Here is a 17329-nt window from a genome sequence, read left to right as displayed (position 1 = left end):
AGGATCCGACTATCTATCTCACGCTCGCCCTTTCCGGCCTGGCCGGGCTGGGCATGATCATCGCGGCGGGCCTTTCGGGCTGGCGCGGCTGGCTGGCCCTAAAGCAGCAGGAGCTCGATGCCCATCATGCGCCGGAAACGGTGCCCGCGATGCCCACCGCGGCCTCGCGGATCGAGATCGCCGATCTCAAGGAGCGCATCCGCAAGCTCGAAGCGATCGCGGCCGGGGTGGACCTCTGAGGTTCACCCGGCTAGCGGCGGGGCATGACCAGCCTCGACGACTTGGCAGAAGAATATGCGTTCCTCGAAGCCGATGACCGCTATCGCCTGCTGATCGATCTGGGCCGCGGGCTGGAAGCAATGCCCGACGTGCTCAAGACCCACGCCACCCTGGTCCGCGGCTGTTCCGCCGCGGTCTGGGTCTACCCCACCCGGCGCGACGATGGCCGGCTCCATTTCCTCGCCGATTCGAACGCGGCGATCACCAAGGGCATCATCGCGCTGGTGCTGCTCGCGGTACAGGACCAGGCCCCGGCCGAGATATTGGCGACCGATATCGAAGCCGCGCTCGCGCCGTTCGATCTGAAGAACCAGCTGAGCTCCAACCGGACCCAGGGCATCCCCAACATGATCGCCCTGGTGCGCGAGACGGCGGAGCGATACGCGGCGTGAAACCCCCTTCCTGGAAGGGAGGGGAATGCCAATGCTCAGTCCCGCCCCAGCCCCAGTTCCCCGGCCACCAGGTCCAGATCCGTGCCCTTCGGCACGAGCAGCCATTCCCTCGGCCCGCCGGCATCGACCACCGTCACAGCGCCGCGCGGGCAGACGCCCATGCACTTCACCTCGACGATCCCCGCCTCGGCCTTGCGGCCCTTCTTCAGGCCTAGATGCCTGCGCAGCGCCTTGGCGAGCGGCGTGCGCCCCTTGGGCCCGAAGCCGCCTTTCAGCTTCTTCGAGCATTTCGCGCAGACCAGGATCGTTTGCCCCCAGTTGGCGGAAACGCGGTGTTTCAATCGCCCTTCCACGTCCGTCGTTCCTCGGCCGCCTTGAGCACGTCATAGGCCGCCTGGATCGCCTGGAAGCGCTGGGCCGCCTCGGCATCGCCCGGCTTCACATCGGGGTGATTCACCTTGGCGAGCCGGCGCCAGGCACCACGCACCGCTTCGAAATCGGCATCGACCTCGAGCTCGAGCACCTCGAGCGCGCGCATCTCGTCGCGCGAGCGGCTGCCGTCGCCCGGGCCCGCCCAGCCATTATATTTCGCCTCGGCGAAGCCCGACGCGTCGCGCCGTTCGTCCGCCTCGCGCTTGGCCGCCTCCTCCGCGGTCAGGCCAGCGAAGTAATCCCAGTTGCGGTTATACTCGGCGGCGTGCGCCTCGCAGAAATACCAGCGCTCACGGCTGTTCGGCGATTTGGGGGCGGGCCGATCGCCCGGCTGGTCGCAGCCATGGCGATCGCACATGCGCACCTGCACGGCCTCCCGCTCGGCGCCGTACGCGCGCCAGCGCGGAAACCCCCAGTCGGTCGAGCGTGTCGATCTTGCCATGCCGCCCAGATAGCCCCTCGTTCGGTCGGCGCAAGCGCGATGGCGCTCCGCAAGATGAAATGCCAGAGGGTCTATAAGCCGGGTTCTGTCCTCGCCTGACGGCGATGTGCGACCATTCCTCTAGGCGACGGATCGCTCCGCCGCTCCAGCAACCAACCCGGGCGACGGGCCGGAACCAGGCCCATGCGCCGCCCCTATTCGGTCTTGCTCCCGGTGGGGTTTGCCGTGCCGCTTCCGTTACCGGTCGCGCGGTGCGCTCTTGCCGCACCCTTTCACCCTTGCCGCTCCCGAAGGAGGTAGGCGGTCTGCTCTCTGTGGCACTTTCCCTGGGGTCGCCCCCGCCGGGCATTACCCGGCACCGTGTTTCCGTGGAGCCCGGACTTTCCTCGCGTGCTTGCGCACCCGCGGCCGCCCGACCCTCTGGCGAGGACCGCTCTAGCGAAGCCGCCCGCGACTGCAAGGGCTCAGGATGTTTTACCCGGTTCGGCGGCGCGCAGCACGGCGGTGCCCCAGGCCATCACCTCGACTCGCCAGGTAACGTTCAGGCCCGATGCCAGCGCGATCTTGCGATAGTCCGATCCCAGGCCGGTCACGCCGTCGGCGCCGCGCACCCGCGCGATCCGCTGCACGGCCTCGGTAGCCTCGCTCACCGTAGGGATGTTGACGGAAGCGGGCACGTCGCCGCGCGCGTCGGCGCGGGCAACGCCGGAGAGATAGGCCTGGACCGGGCCCAGGGAAGTAAAGCCGATATTGCTGCTCAAGGCGTGACCACCTCCGCCTTCCTATAGATCATCCTATACTTGCAATAGCCTGCATGGATATGGTGCACGCCTGCGTAACTAATCGTCGCCCTGGGGCTTGGGCAGGAGCAGCGCGAGCAGCAGGCAGCGGCATTCCATGTCGATCTCGCCATCGATCATCTCGGGCCGGAAACGGCGCTGAAAGGCGACAACCGCGGCCTGCTCGTCGGTGACGTCATAGCCGAAACGCTCGAGCGCCATGATGAAGCCGGCATCGGGCCAGCCCGGATCCATCAGGTTCTTCGTGGGGCGCGGCAGCGCCAGGCGCAGGCGGGCGAGCGCGTGCCAGTTGAACAGTTCGCCCGGATCCTGCTTGCGCGCCGGCGCCACGTCCGAATGGCCGACGACGTTGCCGCGGGTGATGCCGTAGCGCGCCTTGACCTCGGCGACGAGCGGGATCAGCGCCCCCATCTGCTCGGCCGGGAACGGGCGATAGCCATGCTCATGGCCGGGATTGACGATCTCGATGCCGACCGAGGCGGAATTCACGTCGGTGATCCCGCGCCAGTGCGAGCGGCCGGCATGCCAGGCGCGCTTCTCCTCGGGCACCAGCCGGTGGATCGTGCCGTCCTCGTCGACCAGATAATGGGCGGAGACCTTCGCCGCGGGATCGCGCAGCCGGTCGAGCGCCGCGGCGGCGCTCTCCATGCCGGTATAGTGCAGCACGATCATCGTGACGGGCAGCGCCCGCGCATCGAAATTGGGCGAAGGCGCGTCGAGAAAGGCCAGGCCGTTGTGCATCGTGCACGACGCTAGCCGCGCAGGGCCGCCGCGATCAACCCGCCGCGCGCAGCGTCCCCGGCGTGTCGACCGGGCGATAGAAGCCGCGATAGCGCTCGCAGGGCACGAAATGATCGGTCTGGCCGATCACCGTCTCCCCGGCCCCCAGCGCCAGCAGCCCGCCGGGCCGCATCGCCGAAGCCAGGCTGTCGAACACCTTGCGGCGCACCGCGAGCGAGAAATAGAGCATCACGTTGCGGCACAGGATGATGTCGAACATGCCCGCCGGAGCAGGATCGAGGGTCAGATTGTGCTGGCGGAACTGGAGCTTGCGCACCAGCTCGGGCTTGGCGGCCCAATCGGCGCCCACCGTGTCGAACCAGGCCATCATCCGGCGCACGGGCAGGCCGCGCTGGATCTCGAACTGCGAGAAGCGCCCGCTCCGCGCCCGTGCCAGCGCCGCGGGCGAGACGTCGGTCGCCACGATCTCGGGGTCGGGCAGGCCGCGCTCGGAGAAGAGCATGGCGAGGCTCAGCGGCTCCTGCCCCGTCGAGCAGCCGGCGGACCAGATGCGCAGGCGGCGGCTGCCCGCCTCGGCCTGCATCGCCTCCGCCGCGTCCACGATCATGTCGAGCACGGCGGCGTCGCGGAAGAAGCTGGTCTCCTGGTTGAGCAGCGCGTCGACCACCAGGTCCGCCAGCTCCCCGGTGCGCGCCGCGATCAGTTGGGCCACCAGCTCGTCGAGGCTGGCCAGCCCGCGCGCGCGCAGGATCGGCTTCAGCGCCGTCTCGATCCGCCAGGTGCGGTTCGCCGCGATCTGCTGGCCGGCCCGCTGCTCGAGCAGCGCCGCGATCATGTTCATCGCGCCGGCCGAGGCGATCGGCGTGGAGCCCGGGATCATGCTCCGCCTCCGCCGCGGGCGATCAGCCGCCCGATCTCGTCCGGGGGCAAGATCGCGCTCGCCCGCCCGGCATTGGCGACCGCGCCGGGCATGCCCCACACCACCGAGCTGGCGCGATCCTGCGCCAGCACGCGCGCACCGGCATCGCACAGGTCCCTGGCGCCCTCGCAGCCGTCGCGGCCCATGCCGCTCAGCACCACGCCCAGCGCGCGGCCGCCGAACACTTCGGCGACGCTCTCGAACATGGGATCGACCGAGGGCATGCAGCCGCTCGGCGCCTTCTCATGAGTCAGGCGGATCGCCGCGCCGTCGGAAGTGCGGACCACGCGCATATGAGCGTCGCCGGGGGCGACGATGATCCGGCCGGGCCGGATGCGCATCCGGTCGGCCGCGACTTCGCAGGGCCGGCCGCCGAGCACGGCGAGCTGGGTGGCGAAATAGCTCATGAACGAGACCGGCAGGTGCTGGGTCACCAGGATCGGCACCTGGAAGCTCGCCGGGATCGCGCGCAGCAGCTGGCTGAGCGCATGGATGCCGCCCGTCGACGCGCCAATCGCGACGAGGTCGAAGCCCTCGGGCGCCTGGACGGGGAACTGATAGTGCGGATGCGGCGCCGCCGGCTCGGGCTGCGCATGGGCATGGGCCTGGGCCTCGAGCAGGCGCGAGAGCCGCTCCTCCAGCACTTCGGCGAAGCGGCCGCCGAACGCGCCGATGCCGGGCTTCACCAGCGTGTCCGCCGCCCCCAGCGCCAGCGCCTGCACGGTCACCGCCGCGCCCTGCTCGGCCGCCGAGGACACGATCAGCACCTTGGCGCCGCGCCCCGCCGCGATCACATCGGGCAGCGCGGTGATGCCGTCGATTCCCGGCATCTCGATATCGAGCAGGATGATGTCGACGCTGTGCGTCTTGAGATAGTCGAGCGCCGCGCGCACGTCGCTATAGGCGGCGGCGACGCGGAAACGGCGCGTCCCCTCCACCATTCGCCCCAGCACCGACCGCGCGACGACCGAATCGTCGACGATCAGCACCTGCGCCGGCCCGGCGGGAGTGCCGCCATATCCGGTGTCCGCAAGAGATGCCTGCGCCACTTGTGGCTCCCTCATGCGCCGCTCAGGCGACGCCGACGATCTGCAGCTTGCTTTCCAGCGTCTCGCGGTCGAACGGCTTCATGACATATTCGTCGGCGCCCGCCTCGATGGCGGCGCGGATATAGGCCATGCCGTTCTCGGTGGTGCAGAACACCACCTTTGGGCGCTGCGGCAGCCCCGAATCCTTCAGCGCGCGCAGGAAGTCCATGCCGCTCATCACGGGCATGTTCCAGTCGAGCAGGATCACATCCGGCGGCGTCTGCAGGCAGGAGTCGAGCGCCTCGCGGCCGTCACCGGCCTCGCGCACTTCGAAGTCGAGCGTTTCCAGGATATGCCGGGCGACCTTCCGGATCACCTTGGAATCGTCGACGACCAGACAAGTCTTCATTTTCCCCTGTTCCCCGCTTTCAGCGCTCTAGGTGGAGTGGACAGTGCACGAAAGGCGTAAGCGCCACGTTAATCGCGAGATTAATTCGGTCCGGCATGGCCGGGGACGAGGCTGGCGAGGTCGATCGCGAGGATCGGCTCGCCGTCGCGCTCCACGATTCCCCGCCCCGCCCCGCGCCAGGCAGGGTCGAGCGTGACGCCATGCGCGAGCGGCAGCAGCTCGAACGGCGCGACATCGTCGAGCGCGTCGACCAGCATCGCATAGTGATGCCCCTCGACATGGGTGATCACCGCGCGGCGCGCCGGGCTGCCGCCCGCCATGCCGAGCGCCGACTGGGTATCGACCACCGTCACCACGCGGCTGCGCAGCGCGGCAAGCCCGCGGACATGCGCCGAGGCGCGCGGCACCGCCGTCACCTCGCCGATATCGACCACCGATTCCACCTGCTCGGAATCGATCGCCACGGCGCGCCCGGCGATCTGGGCGATGAGATAGAGATGCGACATCAGCGACCTGCCTTGCCGGAAACCCGGGCTTCGAGCGCGGAAAGCAATCCCGCACGATCATATCTGTAGACGCTGTCGTCGCCCGAGCCGCCGGCCGCGCGCTTCTTTCGCAGCCGCACGACCGGCGCGGGCCCACCCGAAGCGCCCTGATCCTCCTCGGTGGAAAGCACCACGGCCGGCGTCTCGCCCGGCGCCAGACGCAGCGCGACGCGGTAGCCCGATGCCTCCAGCAGCGGTTTGACGAACGACGCCATCCAGCCATCGTCGTCGCCCGCGATCAGGCAGAGCGGCGGGCTGTCCTCCACTTCGCGCTCGGCATGCTCGTCGAAGATCCACAGCATGTCGACCAGCTCGATCTGCTCGCCGTCCACCAGCACCACGCCAGCGATCGGCCCCGGCTCGCGGGCCGGCGCGATCTCCTCGGGCAGCATCACGATGTCGGCGGCTTCCTCGATCGCATAGCTGACTTCGTTGGTGCCGTCCTTCAGGCGCAGCACGTTGATCCGCTCCACCCCGTCCAGGTCGCCATGCGCGGCGAGCGGCAGGATGCGGTCGTCGATCGTCACGCGGAAGCGGCCCGCGGCGAAGCGGACATTGCCGGCATCGACCTGCTCCACCCGGTCGACCGCCGCCAGCGGCACCGCGCGGCGCACGCCGTCCAGGTCGCGGAACAGCAGCGCGGGCAGGCCCGGCGCGATTTCGGCTTCCTCTTCCTCCTCGAAGATCTGCTGGCCGTCGCGGCTGAAATCCAGGCTCGCGGCCTTGGCCATGCCGGCGCAGTCGAGCAGCAGCATCGGCAGGCCCGAATCCGGCAGCGTCTGGCCGGCATAGAGGCCGGTCGACATCACCGCGGGCGAGGCCGGCTTGATCACCAGTTCCTCATTGTCGAGCACCGTGTCGACCGCGAGCGCATAGCTGCCCTCGCTCACGCTGACGATGGCAAGCATCTGGCAGCCCTCGTCGCGCGCCACGGCGGCGGGCAGGCCCAGCATGTCGGCAAGGTGGATCAGCGGCATGCGGCGTTCGCGCACTGTCGCGACCGGGGAGCCGCCGACCAGATCGATGCGGATCGCCTCGCCGCGCTCGGTCACGATCTCCTCGATCGACTGGCGCGGAATCGCGAAGCGCTGGCCATCCACTCCCACCACGATCGTCGAGATGATCGAGAGCGTCAGCGGCACATGGATGGCGATGCGCAGGCCCTTGCCCGGCGTGCTGTCGAGCTCGACGCGGCCACCGATCTGCTCGATCGCGGCGCGCACCACGTCCATGCCCACGCCGCGGCCCGAAATCTCGGTCACCACGTCCCTGGACGAAAGGCCCGGCTCGAACACCAGGTCGAGCTTGGCGCGCGCCGAAAGGCCGCGCAGCTTGGCCTCGTCGCGGCCATTGGCGGCGAGCTTCTGGATCAGCCGCTCGGTATCGATGCCGCGGCCGTCGTCCGCGATCTCGATGATGATCTGATTGCCCGACTGGCGCGCGGAGACCGACAGCCGGCCATTCTCGCGCTTGCCGCCGGCGCGGCGCTCGGCCGGCGTCTCGATGCCATGGTCGATCGAGTTGCGGATGATGTGGACCAGCGGATCGCGCATCACCTCGATCATCTCGCGGTCGAGCTCGACGTCCGAGCCGTCAACCTGGAGCATCACCGACTTGCCCAGCCCCGCCGCCGTGTCGCGCACCATGCGCGGCAGCGCGGAGAAGAGCGCGTCGATCTTCTGCATGCGGGTGCGCGTCACCGTGTCGCGCATCTCGCCCACGGTGAGCGACAGGCGCTCGAGCGCGGCCTCGATGGCGGGATCGATCTCGCCGTTCCGCAGCCGGCGCGCCAGCTCGTTGCGGGCGAGCACCATGTCCGACATGCCGGACATCATCCGATCGAGCAGGTCGACGTTGAGGCGCACGCTGCGCGAGGGCGCGCGGCTCACGATCGGGCCGGCATGGGCGATTTCCCCGGCGCCCTCGGCCAGCGCGGCGACCAGCAGGTCGTCGCCGCTGTCGTCCAGGCTGGTGCCCGATTCGATCGCTTCCACCAGCTCGCCGATCCGGTCGACCACCGCGAGCACGGCGTTGACCAGCCCGCGATCAGGCGCACGCCGCCCCTCGCGCACCTGCGCCAGCACATCCTCGGCGGCATGGCTGAGCCGGCCGAGGCGCGGCAGGTCGAGAAAGCCGCAGCTTCCCTTCACCGTGTGCACGAAGCGGAAAATGGCATCGAGGCGGGCGCGGTCCGCGGGATGCGCCTCCCATGCGACGATCTCGCCCGAAAGCGCTTCGAGCGTCTCACGCGTCTCGGCGATGAATTCCTGCAGCAGGTCGTCCATGGGGCCCCGGAAAGCAAATTTGCGGGGCGGTTGTGCGGGATGGGTGGTTAAAAGGGCGTTAGTGCTCGGGCAGAACGGGGGTGGAATGGATTCGACAAGTCTGGAATGGCAGGGCGCGGCCGCCAGTCTCGGGATGTGGGCGCTGTTTCTGCTCGGCATGCTCTGGCTGTTGTGGCAGCGGCGCAGTGCGCGACGCGGCCTGAAAGCTACCAAGGACGGTCCGGCAGACGCACCCTATCGCGTCTTCACCCGCACCCATGACGCCGAACTGACCGCGGCCGACATTCCCGGTCGCCTTCGCGAGCTCAGCCCCCTCCAGCCCAGCCACTATGCCAAGGCCGAGCTCTGGGCCGCCCACCGCAACCATCTGCAGCGGTTCGAAGCCGAGCGGACTCCCACAAACGAAATCATCCAGGGACTTCGCGACGCGATCGCCGATCCCGCCGGGCTCGCCGTCTGCTTTCTCATCGACCAGTCGGGCTCGATGAAGGGCGCACCGATCGCGGCTGCGGCAAGCGCCGTGGGTGCGGTTAGCGACGCCCTGGTGGCGCTCGGCGCGACAACCGAGATCCTCGGCTTCTCTACCGCCGGCTGGCAGGGCGGCTTCCCGCGCCAGCAATGGCTTCGTCAGGGCCGTCCCGAACGCCCCGGGCGGCTCTGCGCCCTCGCGCATATTGTCTACAAACGCGCTGACGAGACCGAATGGGCCGCGGATTCCCGCGCCGCCTTTCTGCACCCGGACGTGCTGCGCGAGAATGTCGACGGCGAAGCGCTCGAATGGGCGGAAACGCGCCTCGCCTCCCTGCCTTGTCCTCACAAGCTGTTGATTGTCCTCTCCGACGGCGCGCCGGTCGATGATTCGACGCTGCAGGAGAACGGTCCGAGCTATCTGGTTCGCCACCTGCGCGCGACGATCGCACGCATCGAGCAACGGGACGACCTCCTGCTGGGTGCCGTCGGGATCGAGCATGCGGTGGACGAATGGTACCGGCATTCGCGCGCCGCCAACGTGAACACGCTGACGGGCGCGTTGATCGATCTGGTCGCCACGCTGGGCCGGGTACCCCCTCCGCTCAGTTGATCGCCCGGTCGAGCACCGCCAAGATGTGCGCCAGCGCCGCAAAGGGTCCGGCACGGTGCGAATGCTCGCCCCGCATAGCTGTCAGTGCGCATAGCTCGCATCGAGCAGCGCCGTGCCAAGGTCCCCCAGCTTCTGGTAATCGAAGCTCGCATTGGTGAACACGATCACCGTATGCCCATCGGCGAGCACCCGGCGGGCGAGCATCCGGAAGCCGCCGTTCGAGCCATCTTCCCACGCCGCCTCGCGCTCCCGGCCCCCGATCCGCTCCACACGCACCCGGCCGCCCAGCGCATAACGCTGGTCCGGCATCAGCGTGGTCGTCAGCGCCCGGCGCGAGGCGGGGCTGAGGAGCTTGCCGTCCAGCACTGCGTTCATCAGCGTCATCAGGTCGGGCGCGCTGGTGTAATAGCCGCCCGCCATCGCCATGAAATCGGGCACCGGATTGGGCTTGCGCACCGGCTCGGGATGGAGCCCGGCATAACCCTGCGCCATGCCCTTCACCGCGCCGGAATCGCCGCGATAGACGCCGCTGTCCTTCAGCCCCAGCGGTTTCACCAGCAGCCGGTCGACCAGCGCCGCATAGGATTTGCCGGATACGCGCTCGACGATCGCCTTGGCGATCAGCCAGTTGGAGTGCGAATAGTCCCAGGCGGTGCCGGGCGCGAAGGCCAGGTCGCCGCTGGCATAGCGGCGCACCGCTTCCATCTGGTCCATCTCGATGCCGCGCGTCGCCGGATCCTTGCGCGCCGCCAGGATCTGGTTGGGCACACCGCTCGAATGGCTCATCAGGCGCCGCAACGTAAGCCTGGCGCCGGTGTCGGCGCGATAATCGGGCAGATAGCGGCTGATCGGCGCGTCGAGGTCGAGCTTGCCCTGGTCCACCAGCTTGAGAATCACGATCGAGGCGATCCATTTGGACACCGATCCGGTCTCGAAGCGCGTATTCGGCAGCATCGGCACGCCATTCGCGGCATCGGCCCGGCCGACCCCTTCGACGAAGCCGACATGGCCACCGGTGCCGACCAGCGCGACACCGTTGAAGCCTTTGCTGGCATCCACCAGGTCGTGATAGGATTGCGCCATGCAGGGCGCCGCTCCGCCGAGCGCCAGGATCATCGTCACGATCTTCAAACCATGCATGCGCAGCTCCCTCACCGGCGACGCCGCGAGCATGTCACGCCGATGCACGCCATTCAACTACAACCGTAGTCGAAATTCTCAACCCACCCGGAACGATGCCCCGAACAGGAGCACCTCGGCATCGGGCGGGCTCACCTGGAGCATGCCGCCGCCCTGGGTGACCAGCGCGTGGATCAGATAGGCCGCCGCCGCGCGCGGCGTGATCGGCATGTCGTCCTTGCCGCCGGCCAGCGCGCCGCGCAGCTCGGGGTCGAGCACGATGCGCGGGCCGTCGGCGCGCACCACGATCTCGATCTGGCCGTCGACGATCTCGGCGCCGATATCGAGCTGGCCGCCGCGGATCAGCGCATCGCCGCCGATCAGCGCCAGGTTCATCAGCACCTTGATCGCCTGCTTGGGCAGCACCGGATCCTCGACCATCCAGCCGACATTGACGCGGTGGTTCTCGCCGAACAGCCCCTCGATCGCCGCCTGCGCCTCGCGCGTGTCGACCGTCTCGCCGAAGCCGCCCGCCGCGCCAAAGGCCAGGCGGAAGAACTTCAGCTTGTTGGCGCTCGCCTTGGCGCTTTCGTTGAGCAGCTCCAGGCAGCGGGCGCGCATCTCGGGATCATGCTCGTCGGCGAGCAGCTCCAGCCCGTTGTTGAGCGCGCCCACCGGGCTCAGCAGATCGTGGCAGAGCCGCGAGCAGAGCAGGCTGGCGAAATCGGTCGGGCTGATGTTCAAGATGCTTGCTCCCCCGCAGGTGCAGCCTCTTTGGCGCAGGGCGCGCCATGCTGCAAGCGCGCCTGTACGCGCCATCCCGGCAACGCTACCATTCCCGGAAAACACGGGAGAGACCATGCGATCGGCCCTGCCCCTGCTCGCCGCCCTGCTGCTCGCCGCGCCCCTGCCCGCGCCGGCGCAGGAACGGGCCGCCACCGGCACGGATCTCCGCATCGACAAGGCCCGCATCGATCGCGCGCTGGCCGACATGGTGGCGAGCGGCCGCGCGGCCGGCGTCTCGGCACTGGTGTGGAAGGACGGGCGCGAAGCCTATTTCGGCGGCGCCGGCCTGGCCGATCGCGAAGCGAACCGGCCGATGCGGCGCGACACGCTCGTCCAGATCTATTCGATGACCAAGCCGGTCACCGGGGTCGCGCTGATGCAGCTATGGGAGCAGGGCCGGTTCGGCCTCGACGATCCCCTTTCCCGCTATCTCCCCGAATTCGCGACCATGCTGGTCCAGGACGGCACCGATGCCGCGGGGCGGCCGCTCTGGCGCCCGGCGAGCCGCCCGGTGACGATCCGCGACGTGCTGCGCCACACCGCCGGCTTCGCCTATGGCGACGGGCCGAGCCCGGCGGAGAAGGCCTTTGCCGCCGCCGACCCGCTCGGCCTGGATCATGACCTGGCCGAGTTCGGCCGCCGCCTCGCCCATGTGCCGCTGCTCTTCGATCCCGGCAGCGCATGGCGATACAGCTCGGCGGTGGACGTGCAGGCGCTGCTGGTCGAGCGGCTGTCGGGCCGGAAGTTCGAGGAATATGTCCGCGAGCACGTCCTCGAGCCGCTCGGCATGAAGCAGGCGGGCTGGACCCAGCCGATGGAGCGGCTCGACCGGTTCGCCGCCACCTATGTGCTTGGCGCGGACGGCAAGCTGGTCCGCGAGCCCGACGCCGTGACCCGCGCGCGCAACTTCCCCCGGCCGGCGATGACGATGGGCGGCGCCGGCATCGTCGCGCCGATCGACGACTATATGCGCTTCGCCCGCATGCTGCTGGGCCAGGGGAGCCTGGACGGCGTGCGCGTCCTGCGGCCGTCCACCGTGCGGCTGATGGCGACCGATCAGCTCGATCCGCGCATTGCCGACAGGTCCTGGCTGCCGGGCAAGGGCAATGTCGGCTTCGGCATCGATTTCGCGGTGCGCACCGGCCGGGCGAGGACGCCCGACGAGAATCGCGGCACGGTCGGCGAGTTCTTCTGGGACGGCGCGGCCTCGACGCTATTCTGGGTCGATCCGGCGAACCGGCTCGCCGCAGTGTTCTTCGTCCAGACCAAGCCCTTCCAGGCGACGCTGCACCGCGACTTCCGCCGCGCCGTCTATGGCGACGCCTATCTGGGGCCGGCGGGCGACGAGGCGCCCTAGGACCCTAGACCACTTTCCGCCCGGTGAAGAGCTGGATCAGGCCGATCACGACGGCGATCACCAGGAGGAGGTGAATGATCCCGCCGGCAACGTGGAAGGTGAAGCCCAGCAGCCAGAGGATCAGCAGGACGACGACGATGGTCCAAAGCATCTGCATGCTCTCCATTTAGCGTTCGTCCATCAACGGGTTGCGCCGCCGAAACGTTCCCCGGCGACCTGCGGTTTTTCCGGATTACGCACCCCGCGCCGCTTGCTGCTACAATGCGGGCGGGCAGGCGGTGGCCCGGTACCTGGAACGATCCATGACTAGCAGGGCCGCAAACAGGGAAAACAGCACGATTCCGGACCCGAGCCGGCCCGGTCCCGGCGCGGCGGCCCTGCCGCAATGGATGACCGGGATCGGCTGCATCGTCCTGTCGCTGCCGCTGCTCGGCTGGCTGCTGAACGTGCCGGTGCTGCGGGGCTTCGGCGATCCCCATTATGCCGTCGCCCCGCTCAGCGCGATCAACGGCTGCAGCGTGACCCTGGCGGCGCTCCTCGCGGTCAGCGGCCATGCGCGGCTGGCGCGCCTCGCCGCCACCCCGGCGGCGATACTGCTCAGCCTGATCACCTTCCAGTATCTCACCGGCGCCATCGCCGTGGAGCGCCTGTTCTTCTTCGAGGCGGTGCAGCGCCTGGGCGTGCGCAACGACGGTCTCAGCCCGGGCGGCACAGTGGCGGTGCAGGCGCTGGGCGGGCTCGCCGCGCTCGCCGTTACCGTGGATCGCCGGATCTACCGTGTCATCGGCATCATCCTGGCGAGCGGAACGGTGGCGCTCACCCTGCTGGCGACGACTGCGCTCGTCAGCGAGCCGGGCGGCATCTCGCCCGCCTTTCTCGGGCGCTCGGCGATCTCGAGCGCCCTCGCCCTGCTCCCCGCCGCGGGGCTCATCCTCTACGCGATGGGGCGCGAGCCCAATGAGCGGGGATGGCACCTGCTGGTGCGGCTGGCGCCGGCGGTCATCATCCTGCCCGCCATACCCTCGCTGCTCGGCTTCGCGGCCTATCAGGCGGACCTGCTCGGCTTCGGCGCGGCCCAGTTCGTCGTGCTCGCCGCCAATGTCGTGATCCTGGCGGGCGTGCTGATGCGCGCGATCGGCCATGCCGACGCGCAGCGCCGGGCGCTGGCGATCCGCGAGGCGAAGCTGAGCGCGGTGCTGATGATGGTGCCCGACGCCGTGATCCTGATCGACGAGGAAGGCACGATCCTCGACTTCAGCCCCGCCGCCGAGCGGCTGTGGGGCTATCGCGCCGGGCAGGTCGTCGGCGAGACGGTCACCCTCCTCTCGCCGCCGGCGCATGCGGAGCGCACCCGCCAGGAACTGGCGGACCTGCGCGAGCGCGAGCTGGATCCATGGAATGCCGAGCCGCTCAGCGCCGTCGGGCTGCGCAGCGACGGCTCGCTCTTCCCGCTCGAGGCGCGCGCCGGCCGGGTGCAGGCGGAGGACATGGCGTGCCTGACCATCTTCGTGCGCGACATGTCGGCGCAGTTCGGCGTCGAGGATCAGGTCGCCCAGCTCAACGCCGAGCTCGCCCATCTCGCGCGCCAGAGCGCGATGGGCGAAGCCGCGGCCGATCTTGCGCACGAGCTCAACCAGCCGCTCACCGCCGCCGCCAACTATCTCTCGGCGGTCGCCATGCTCGCGCGGAGCACCGGGGCCGAGGGCCCGGGCACCGAGATGGTGGACCATGCCCGCGAGCAAGTGATGCAGGCCGGCGAGATCATCCGCCGCGTGCGCAGCTTCACCGAGCGCAACGACACCGAGCGGAGCGTGGAGCCGCTCCGCCCGATGATCGAGGACGCGGCCCGGCTCGTGCTGGTCGGATCGAGCCGCCTCGCCGCCCAGATCGACTGCGACGTCGCGCCGGCCGGCCTGTGCGCCTTTGTCGACCGCATCCAGATCCAGCAGGTGCTGGTCAACCTGATGCGCAATGCCGTGGAAGCGCTGCGCGCGAGCGGGCAGCGGGATCCGCGGATCTGGGTCACCGCCCGGCAGATCGACGGCCCCATGGTCGAGCTGCGCTGCCGCGACAATGGGCCCGGCCTTCCGCCCGAGACGCTCGCCCGCCTCTTCCAGCGCTTCTCGGCCAGCCGGACGAGCGAGGGCATGGGAATCGGCCTATCGATCTCGAAGCGCATCATCGAGCTGCACGGCGGCGTCTTCTCCGCCGAGAACATCCCCGGCGGCGGCGCCATCTTCACCTTCACCCTGCCGACCCTGGACGAGGACGGCGCGAACGCCCGTTAGGCGCAATCGACATTTGGGCGCTTCGCGCTCCCCTGTTTGTCACCCCGGCCTTGTGCCAAGGTCCATCGGGAGGTCAGCGAGAAGCTCCCAGGTTGGACTTGAGGCACCGTGGACCCCGGCACAAGGCCGGGTGACGGTGTAGATGGGGCCGTCGCTATTCTTGCACTCCAAACGCCGATCCGCCCCGGCCGCCGACAAGTTGCGACAATTTCGCCCCCCGGCCGAGAAACCTTCGCGACAGGTGCCGCCTATCCCCTTCCCCACCCAGACGTCACTGGGGCGGAGAAAAGGCATGAAGAGACTCAAGCTCGCCGCGCTGCTCGCTGCTGGCGCGATCACGTTCGGCGGAGGCGCCGCAATGGCCGCCCCGGCGCAGCAGGACCAGACGGCACCCAAGGCCCAGGCCGCGCGTCGCCCCCATCACAATCCGATGGACGCCAACAAGGACGGCATGATCAGCCGCGACGAATGGATGAAGGCCGCCGCAGCGCGTTTCGATCGCTTCGACGTCAACAAGGACGGCAAGATCTCGCGCCAGGAACTGCGCTTCGGCCGTTTCGAGGAACGCATGCACCGCCGCCATCGCCATGGCTGGCAGCACGGCGGGCCGCATCGCGGCCCCGGCTTCGGGCCCGGCCGCGAAGGCCCGGGCGGTCCCAATGGCCCGCATCGCCGCTTCGGCCCGCCGCCGCCCCCGCCGTCGGGACAGCCCGCGGCGCCGGCCACCCCGGCCCCCGGCAACTGAGCGGTCAGTCGATCGCGACCGGATCGAAACGCCCGTGGAGCGCTCCCCCCTCCACGGCGCGCCAGGCGGTGACGGTATCGCCCCCGACGATCAGCCAGAGCTTGCCGTCGGGGGCAGCCATCGCCGCATCGGTGACCGAAGGGGCCGCGTCGCCGCTCGGATGCGAATGCCAATAGCCCAGGAGCTTCGGCCCGCCCCCGCGCTCGGCTCGAAGCGCTGCGAACAGCGCGGCAGGATCGATCTCGAAATGCCTATCCGGCGCTTCGTCCACATTTTCAACAGCTTGATAGCTGGTGATTGCGCTGTCCCCACCGAACAGCAATCCGCACGCCTCAAGCGGCGCGGCAAGAACGGCTTCCCGTCGGATCGCATCGAGCACGGCCATGGGAATTCGCAAGCGCATCGCCGCCCACGATAGGACATGGCCCGGCGCTCGTCATCCATGGCCGGGCTTTGCTCGACAGGACGCGATCGGGCGAGCGCGCCCGGTCTGTATCGACATTCGGGCCAGTTCGATTCTTCTGCTCCCCTCCCTTGCAGGGAGAAGAATGTTGGATGCCGACATGCCTCAGGGATTCCAACATCTTGACAGGATACCGAAACCCGCGGAAATCTGTCGGATACCGATCGGTACAGATCTTGAAATCGCGAACCTCGTCCCCATTTAAGGTCAAACATGAATCCGGGGGTTTCCATCATCGAGGCACGTATCGCGGACACAGCCGATGGCTGGCGTCTGGATCGTGCGCTCGCCGACGCGGTGCCGACGCTGTCACGCGAACGGCTGAAGGCGCTGATTTCCTCGGGCGCGGTCACCGGTCCGCAGGGGCTCGTGCGCGATCCGGCAAGGAAGGCGCCCGCCGGCACATTGTTCAGCGTCGCGGTGCCCGAGCCCGAGCCGGCGCACAACGAAGCGCAGGAGATCCCGCTCAAGGTGGTGTTCGAGGATGAGCATCTGATCGTGATCGACAAGCAGGCCGGGCTGGTCGTCCATCCGGCGGCGGGCAATCTCGACGGAACGCTGGTCAACGCGCTGCTCCACCATTGCCGGGGTTCGCTCTCGGGCATTGGCGGCGTGGCGCGGCCGGGGATCGTCCATCGGATCGACAAGGACACGTCGGGCCTGATGGTCGCGGCCAAGACCGACCGCGCGCACGAAGGATTGGCGAAACAGTTCAAGTCCCATTCAATTGACCGGCGCTATCGTGCGATCGTGTCAGGACTTTTGAGACTATCCGAAGGTACGGTGGATGCGCCGCTCGCGCGTTCGCCGCACAATCGCAAGAAGGTCGCCATCGTGAAGAACGGGAAGCGCGCCGTCACGCATTGGCGCAAGCTTCGCGAACTTCAGGACGCGACGCTGGTCGAATGCCGGCTGGAAACGGGCCGTACCCATCAGGTGCGCGTCCATATGGCTTCTTTGGGCCATCCGCTGGTCGGCGATCCGGTCTATGGCAGTGTCCGCAAGGGGCACCGTCAACTTCTGGAAACCTTGAATTTCCGGCGCCAGGCCTTGCACGCGGCCCATCTGGGGTTCATTCACCCCATCGATAGCACCGCTTTGGCGTTCGAAAGCGAAATCCCTGCCGATATGCAGGAACTGTTCGATAACCTCATCGTATGATTTCAGGCGGCGCTGGCCTTGGCCACGCGCGCCCTTTAAGTGAAAGGGAGAAATGAT

20 protein-coding genes and 1 other RNA gene are annotated in these 17329 nt (G+C 68.7%); 7 read left to right on the top strand and 14 right to left on the bottom strand.

The genetic code is table 11. The features are described 5' to 3' along the window. Positions 1 to 53: 53 nt before the first annotated feature. On the top strand, positions 54 to 239 hold the full coding sequence (locus OMP43_RS04865) for a hypothetical protein (RefSeq protein WP_280278648.1): 186 nt from the start codon (positions 54 to 56) through the stop codon (positions 237 to 239). A gap of 24 nt (positions 240 to 263) precedes the next feature. Beyond that, on the top strand, positions 264 to 671 hold the full coding sequence (locus OMP43_RS04860) for a SufE family protein (RefSeq protein ID WP_280278593.1): 408 nt from the start codon (positions 264 to 266) through the stop codon (positions 669 to 671). A gap of 35 nt (positions 672 to 706) precedes the next feature. Here the strand turns inward: OMP43_RS04860 and OMP43_RS04855 are convergent, their stop codons facing one another. From OMP43_RS04855 to OMP43_RS04810, 10 genes are all read right to left on the bottom strand, one after another. Next, positions 707 to 1012: a (2Fe-2S) ferredoxin domain-containing protein gene (locus tag OMP43_RS04855; protein ID WP_280278592.1), complete on the bottom strand. Its 306-nt coding sequence runs from the start codon at positions 1010 to 1012 to the stop codon at positions 707 to 709. Beyond that, positions 1009 to 1545, bottom strand: a complete 537-nt coding sequence (locus tag OMP43_RS04850) for a J domain-containing protein (RefSeq protein WP_086129407.1) — start codon at positions 1543 to 1545, stop codon at positions 1009 to 1011. Before OMP43_RS04850 ends, OMP43_RS04855 begins: the two co-directional genes overlap by 4 nt. Before the next feature lie 58 nt (positions 1546 to 1603). Further along, positions 1604 to 1969, bottom strand: an RNA gene (gene rnpB / locus OMP43_RS04845) — RNase P RNA component class A. 40 nt (positions 1970 to 2009) lie between these two features. Then, positions 2010 to 2306 carry a hypothetical protein gene (locus tag OMP43_RS04840; RefSeq protein WP_280278591.1) on the bottom strand — a complete coding sequence of 99 codons (297 nt, stop codon included), beginning with the start codon at positions 2304 to 2306 and terminating at the stop codon, positions 2010 to 2012. A 78-nt stretch (positions 2307 to 2384) separates the two neighbouring features. Beyond that, positions 2385 to 3086 carry an N-acetylmuramoyl-L-alanine amidase gene (locus tag OMP43_RS04835; RefSeq protein ID WP_280278590.1) on the bottom strand — a complete coding sequence of 234 codons (702 nt, stop codon included), beginning with the start codon at positions 3084 to 3086 and terminating at the stop codon, positions 2385 to 2387. Positions 3087 to 3120: 34 nt separating this feature from the next. Continuing rightward, positions 3121 to 3966, bottom strand: coding sequence for a protein-glutamate O-methyltransferase CheR (locus OMP43_RS04830; RefSeq protein ID WP_280278589.1), 846 nt, complete (start codon positions 3964 to 3966; stop codon positions 3121 to 3123). Further along, a complete protein-coding gene (gene cheB / locus OMP43_RS04825) occupies positions 3963 to 5054 on the bottom strand; it encodes a chemotaxis-specific protein-glutamate methyltransferase CheB (protein WP_280278588.1) in 1092 nt (363 codons plus the stop codon). The genes OMP43_RS04830 and cheB overlap by 4 nt, the downstream gene beginning before the upstream one ends. 22 nt (positions 5055 to 5076) lie before the next feature. Beyond that, positions 5077 to 5442 carry a response regulator gene (locus OMP43_RS04820; RefSeq protein ID WP_086129096.1) on the bottom strand — a complete coding sequence of 122 codons (366 nt, stop codon included), beginning with the start codon at positions 5440 to 5442 and terminating at the stop codon, positions 5077 to 5079. A gap of 80 nt (positions 5443 to 5522) precedes the next feature. Continuing rightward, entirely contained in the window at positions 5523 to 5948 is a 426-nt protein-coding gene (locus tag OMP43_RS04815) for a chemotaxis protein CheW (protein WP_086129095.1), read from the bottom strand. Next, a complete protein-coding gene (locus tag OMP43_RS04810) occupies positions 5948 to 8272 on the bottom strand; it encodes a chemotaxis protein CheW (RefSeq protein WP_280278587.1) in 2325 nt (774 codons plus the stop codon). The genes OMP43_RS04815 and OMP43_RS04810 overlap by 1 nt, the downstream gene beginning before the upstream one ends. 85 nt (positions 8273 to 8357) lie before the next feature. On the opposite strand from OMP43_RS04810, the gene OMP43_RS04805 reads away from it, so the two are divergent. Next, positions 8358 to 9353 (top strand): hypothetical protein, encoded by a 996-nt coding sequence (locus OMP43_RS04805; RefSeq protein WP_280278586.1) that lies wholly within the window; start codon positions 8358 to 8360, stop codon positions 9351 to 9353. A gap of 81 nt (positions 9354 to 9434) precedes the next feature. On the opposite strand, the gene OMP43_RS04800 is transcribed toward OMP43_RS04805, so the two are convergent. Both OMP43_RS04800 and OMP43_RS04795 read right to left on the bottom strand, forming a co-directional pair. Then, the gene (locus OMP43_RS04800) at positions 9435 to 10493 is read right to left on the bottom strand and encodes a serine hydrolase domain-containing protein (RefSeq protein ID WP_280278585.1); all 1059 of its coding nucleotides are present in this window, start codon (positions 10491 to 10493) and stop codon (positions 9435 to 9437) included. A 78-nt stretch (positions 10494 to 10571) separates the two neighbouring features. Beyond that, positions 10572 to 11216 (bottom strand): histidine phosphotransferase family protein, encoded by a 645-nt coding sequence (locus tag OMP43_RS04795; protein WP_086129092.1) that lies wholly within the window; start codon positions 11214 to 11216, stop codon positions 10572 to 10574. A 115-nt stretch (positions 11217 to 11331) separates the two neighbouring features. On the opposite strand from OMP43_RS04795, the gene OMP43_RS04790 reads away from it, so the two are divergent. After that, on the top strand, positions 11332 to 12615 hold the full coding sequence (locus OMP43_RS04790) for a serine hydrolase domain-containing protein (RefSeq protein WP_280278584.1): 1284 nt from the start codon (positions 11332 to 11334) through the stop codon (positions 12613 to 12615). A 4-nt stretch (positions 12616 to 12619) separates the two neighbouring features. On the opposite strand, the gene OMP43_RS04785 is transcribed toward OMP43_RS04790, so the two are convergent. Continuing rightward, on the bottom strand, positions 12620 to 12766 hold the full coding sequence (locus OMP43_RS04785; RefSeq protein WP_280278583.1) for a lmo0937 family membrane protein: 147 nt from the start codon (positions 12764 to 12766) through the stop codon (positions 12620 to 12622). Between the two features lie 151 nt (positions 12767 to 12917). On the opposite strand from OMP43_RS04785, the gene OMP43_RS04780 reads away from it, so the two are divergent. Together OMP43_RS04780 and OMP43_RS04775 are read left to right on the top strand one after the other, a co-directional pair. Further along, on the top strand, positions 12918 to 14903 hold the full coding sequence (locus OMP43_RS04780) for an ATP-binding protein (RefSeq protein ID WP_280278582.1): 1986 nt from the start codon (positions 12918 to 12920) through the stop codon (positions 14901 to 14903). Positions 14904 to 15195: 292 nt separating this feature from the next. After that, positions 15196 to 15648 (top strand): hypothetical protein, encoded by a 453-nt coding sequence (locus OMP43_RS04775; RefSeq protein ID WP_280278581.1) that lies wholly within the window; start codon positions 15196 to 15198, stop codon positions 15646 to 15648. Between the two features lie 4 nt (positions 15649 to 15652). Here OMP43_RS04775 and OMP43_RS04770 read toward each other — a convergent pair whose 3' ends face one another. Beyond that, the gene (locus OMP43_RS04770; RefSeq protein ID WP_280278580.1) at positions 15653 to 16033 is read right to left on the bottom strand and encodes a M67 family metallopeptidase; all 381 of its coding nucleotides are present in this window, start codon (positions 16031 to 16033) and stop codon (positions 15653 to 15655) included. Between the two features lie 291 nt (positions 16034 to 16324). Here OMP43_RS04770 and OMP43_RS04765 point away from each other — a divergent pair, with 291 nt between their 5' ends. Beyond that, the gene (locus OMP43_RS04765) at positions 16325 to 17272 is read left to right on the top strand and encodes an RluA family pseudouridine synthase (RefSeq protein WP_280278579.1); all 948 of its coding nucleotides are present in this window, start codon (positions 16325 to 16327) and stop codon (positions 17270 to 17272) included. Positions 17273 to 17329 lie beyond the last annotated feature (57 nt).

The sequence above is a fragment of the Sphingomonas sp. CBMAI 2297 genome (assembly GCF_029870595.1).
Lineage (GTDB): Bacteria > Pseudomonadota > Alphaproteobacteria > Sphingomonadales > Sphingomonadaceae > Sphingomonas.
The sequence above is the reverse complement of the archived record's forward strand: the minus strand, read 5'-3'. Positions and strand labels throughout refer to the sequence as shown.

What these genes read in the sequence shown, in the direction of transcription:
- OMP43_RS04865 (WP_280278648.1), top strand. Translation starts at nt 54, where the DNA reads ATGATCATCGCGGCGGGCCTTTCGGGCTGGCGCGGCTGGCTGGCCCTA.
- OMP43_RS04860 (WP_280278593.1), top strand. Translation starts at nt 264, where the DNA reads ATGACCAGCCTCGACGACTTGGCAGAAGAATATGCGTTCCTCGAAGCC.
- OMP43_RS04850 (WP_086129407.1), bottom strand. Translation starts at nt 1,545, where the DNA reads ATGGCAAGATCGACACGCTCGACCGACTGGGGGTTTCCGCGCTGGCGC.
- OMP43_RS04835 (WP_280278590.1), bottom strand. Translation starts at nt 3,086, where the DNA reads ATGCACAACGGCCTGGCCTTTCTCGACGCGCCTTCGCCCAATTTCGAT.
- OMP43_RS04830 (WP_280278589.1), bottom strand. Translation starts at nt 3,966, where the DNA reads ATGATCCCGGGCTCCACGCCGATCGCCTCGGCCGGCGCGATGAACATG.
- OMP43_RS04820 (WP_086129096.1), bottom strand. Translation starts at nt 5,442, where the DNA reads ATGAAGACTTGTCTGGTCGTCGACGATTCCAAGGTGATCCGGAAGGTC.
- OMP43_RS04815 (WP_086129095.1), bottom strand. Translation starts at nt 5,948, where the DNA reads ATGTCGCATCTCTATCTCATCGCCCAGATCGCCGGGCGCGCCGTGGCG.
- OMP43_RS04810 (WP_280278587.1), bottom strand. Translation starts at nt 8,272, where the DNA reads ATGGACGACCTGCTGCAGGAATTCATCGCCGAGACGCGTGAGACGCTC.
- OMP43_RS04805 (WP_280278586.1), top strand. Translation starts at nt 8,358, where the DNA reads ATGGATTCGACAAGTCTGGAATGGCAGGGCGCGGCCGCCAGTCTCGGG.
- OMP43_RS04800 (WP_280278585.1), bottom strand. Translation starts at nt 10,493, where the DNA reads ATGCATGGTTTGAAGATCGTGACGATGATCCTGGCGCTCGGCGGAGCG.
- OMP43_RS04790 (WP_280278584.1), top strand. Translation starts at nt 11,332, where the DNA reads ATGCGATCGGCCCTGCCCCTGCTCGCCGCCCTGCTGCTCGCCGCGCCC.
- OMP43_RS04785 (WP_280278583.1), bottom strand. Translation starts at nt 12,766, where the DNA reads ATGCTTTGGACCATCGTCGTCGTCCTGCTGATCCTCTGGCTGCTGGGC.
- OMP43_RS04780 (WP_280278582.1), top strand. Translation starts at nt 12,918, where the DNA reads ATGACTAGCAGGGCCGCAAACAGGGAAAACAGCACGATTCCGGACCCG.
- OMP43_RS04775 (WP_280278581.1), top strand. Translation starts at nt 15,196, where the DNA reads ATGAAGAGACTCAAGCTCGCCGCGCTGCTCGCTGCTGGCGCGATCACG.
- OMP43_RS04770 (WP_280278580.1), bottom strand. Translation starts at nt 16,033, where the DNA reads ATGGCCGTGCTCGATGCGATCCGACGGGAAGCCGTTCTTGCCGCGCCG.
- OMP43_RS04765 (WP_280278579.1), top strand. Translation starts at nt 16,325, where the DNA reads ATGAATCCGGGGGTTTCCATCATCGAGGCACGTATCGCGGACACAGCC.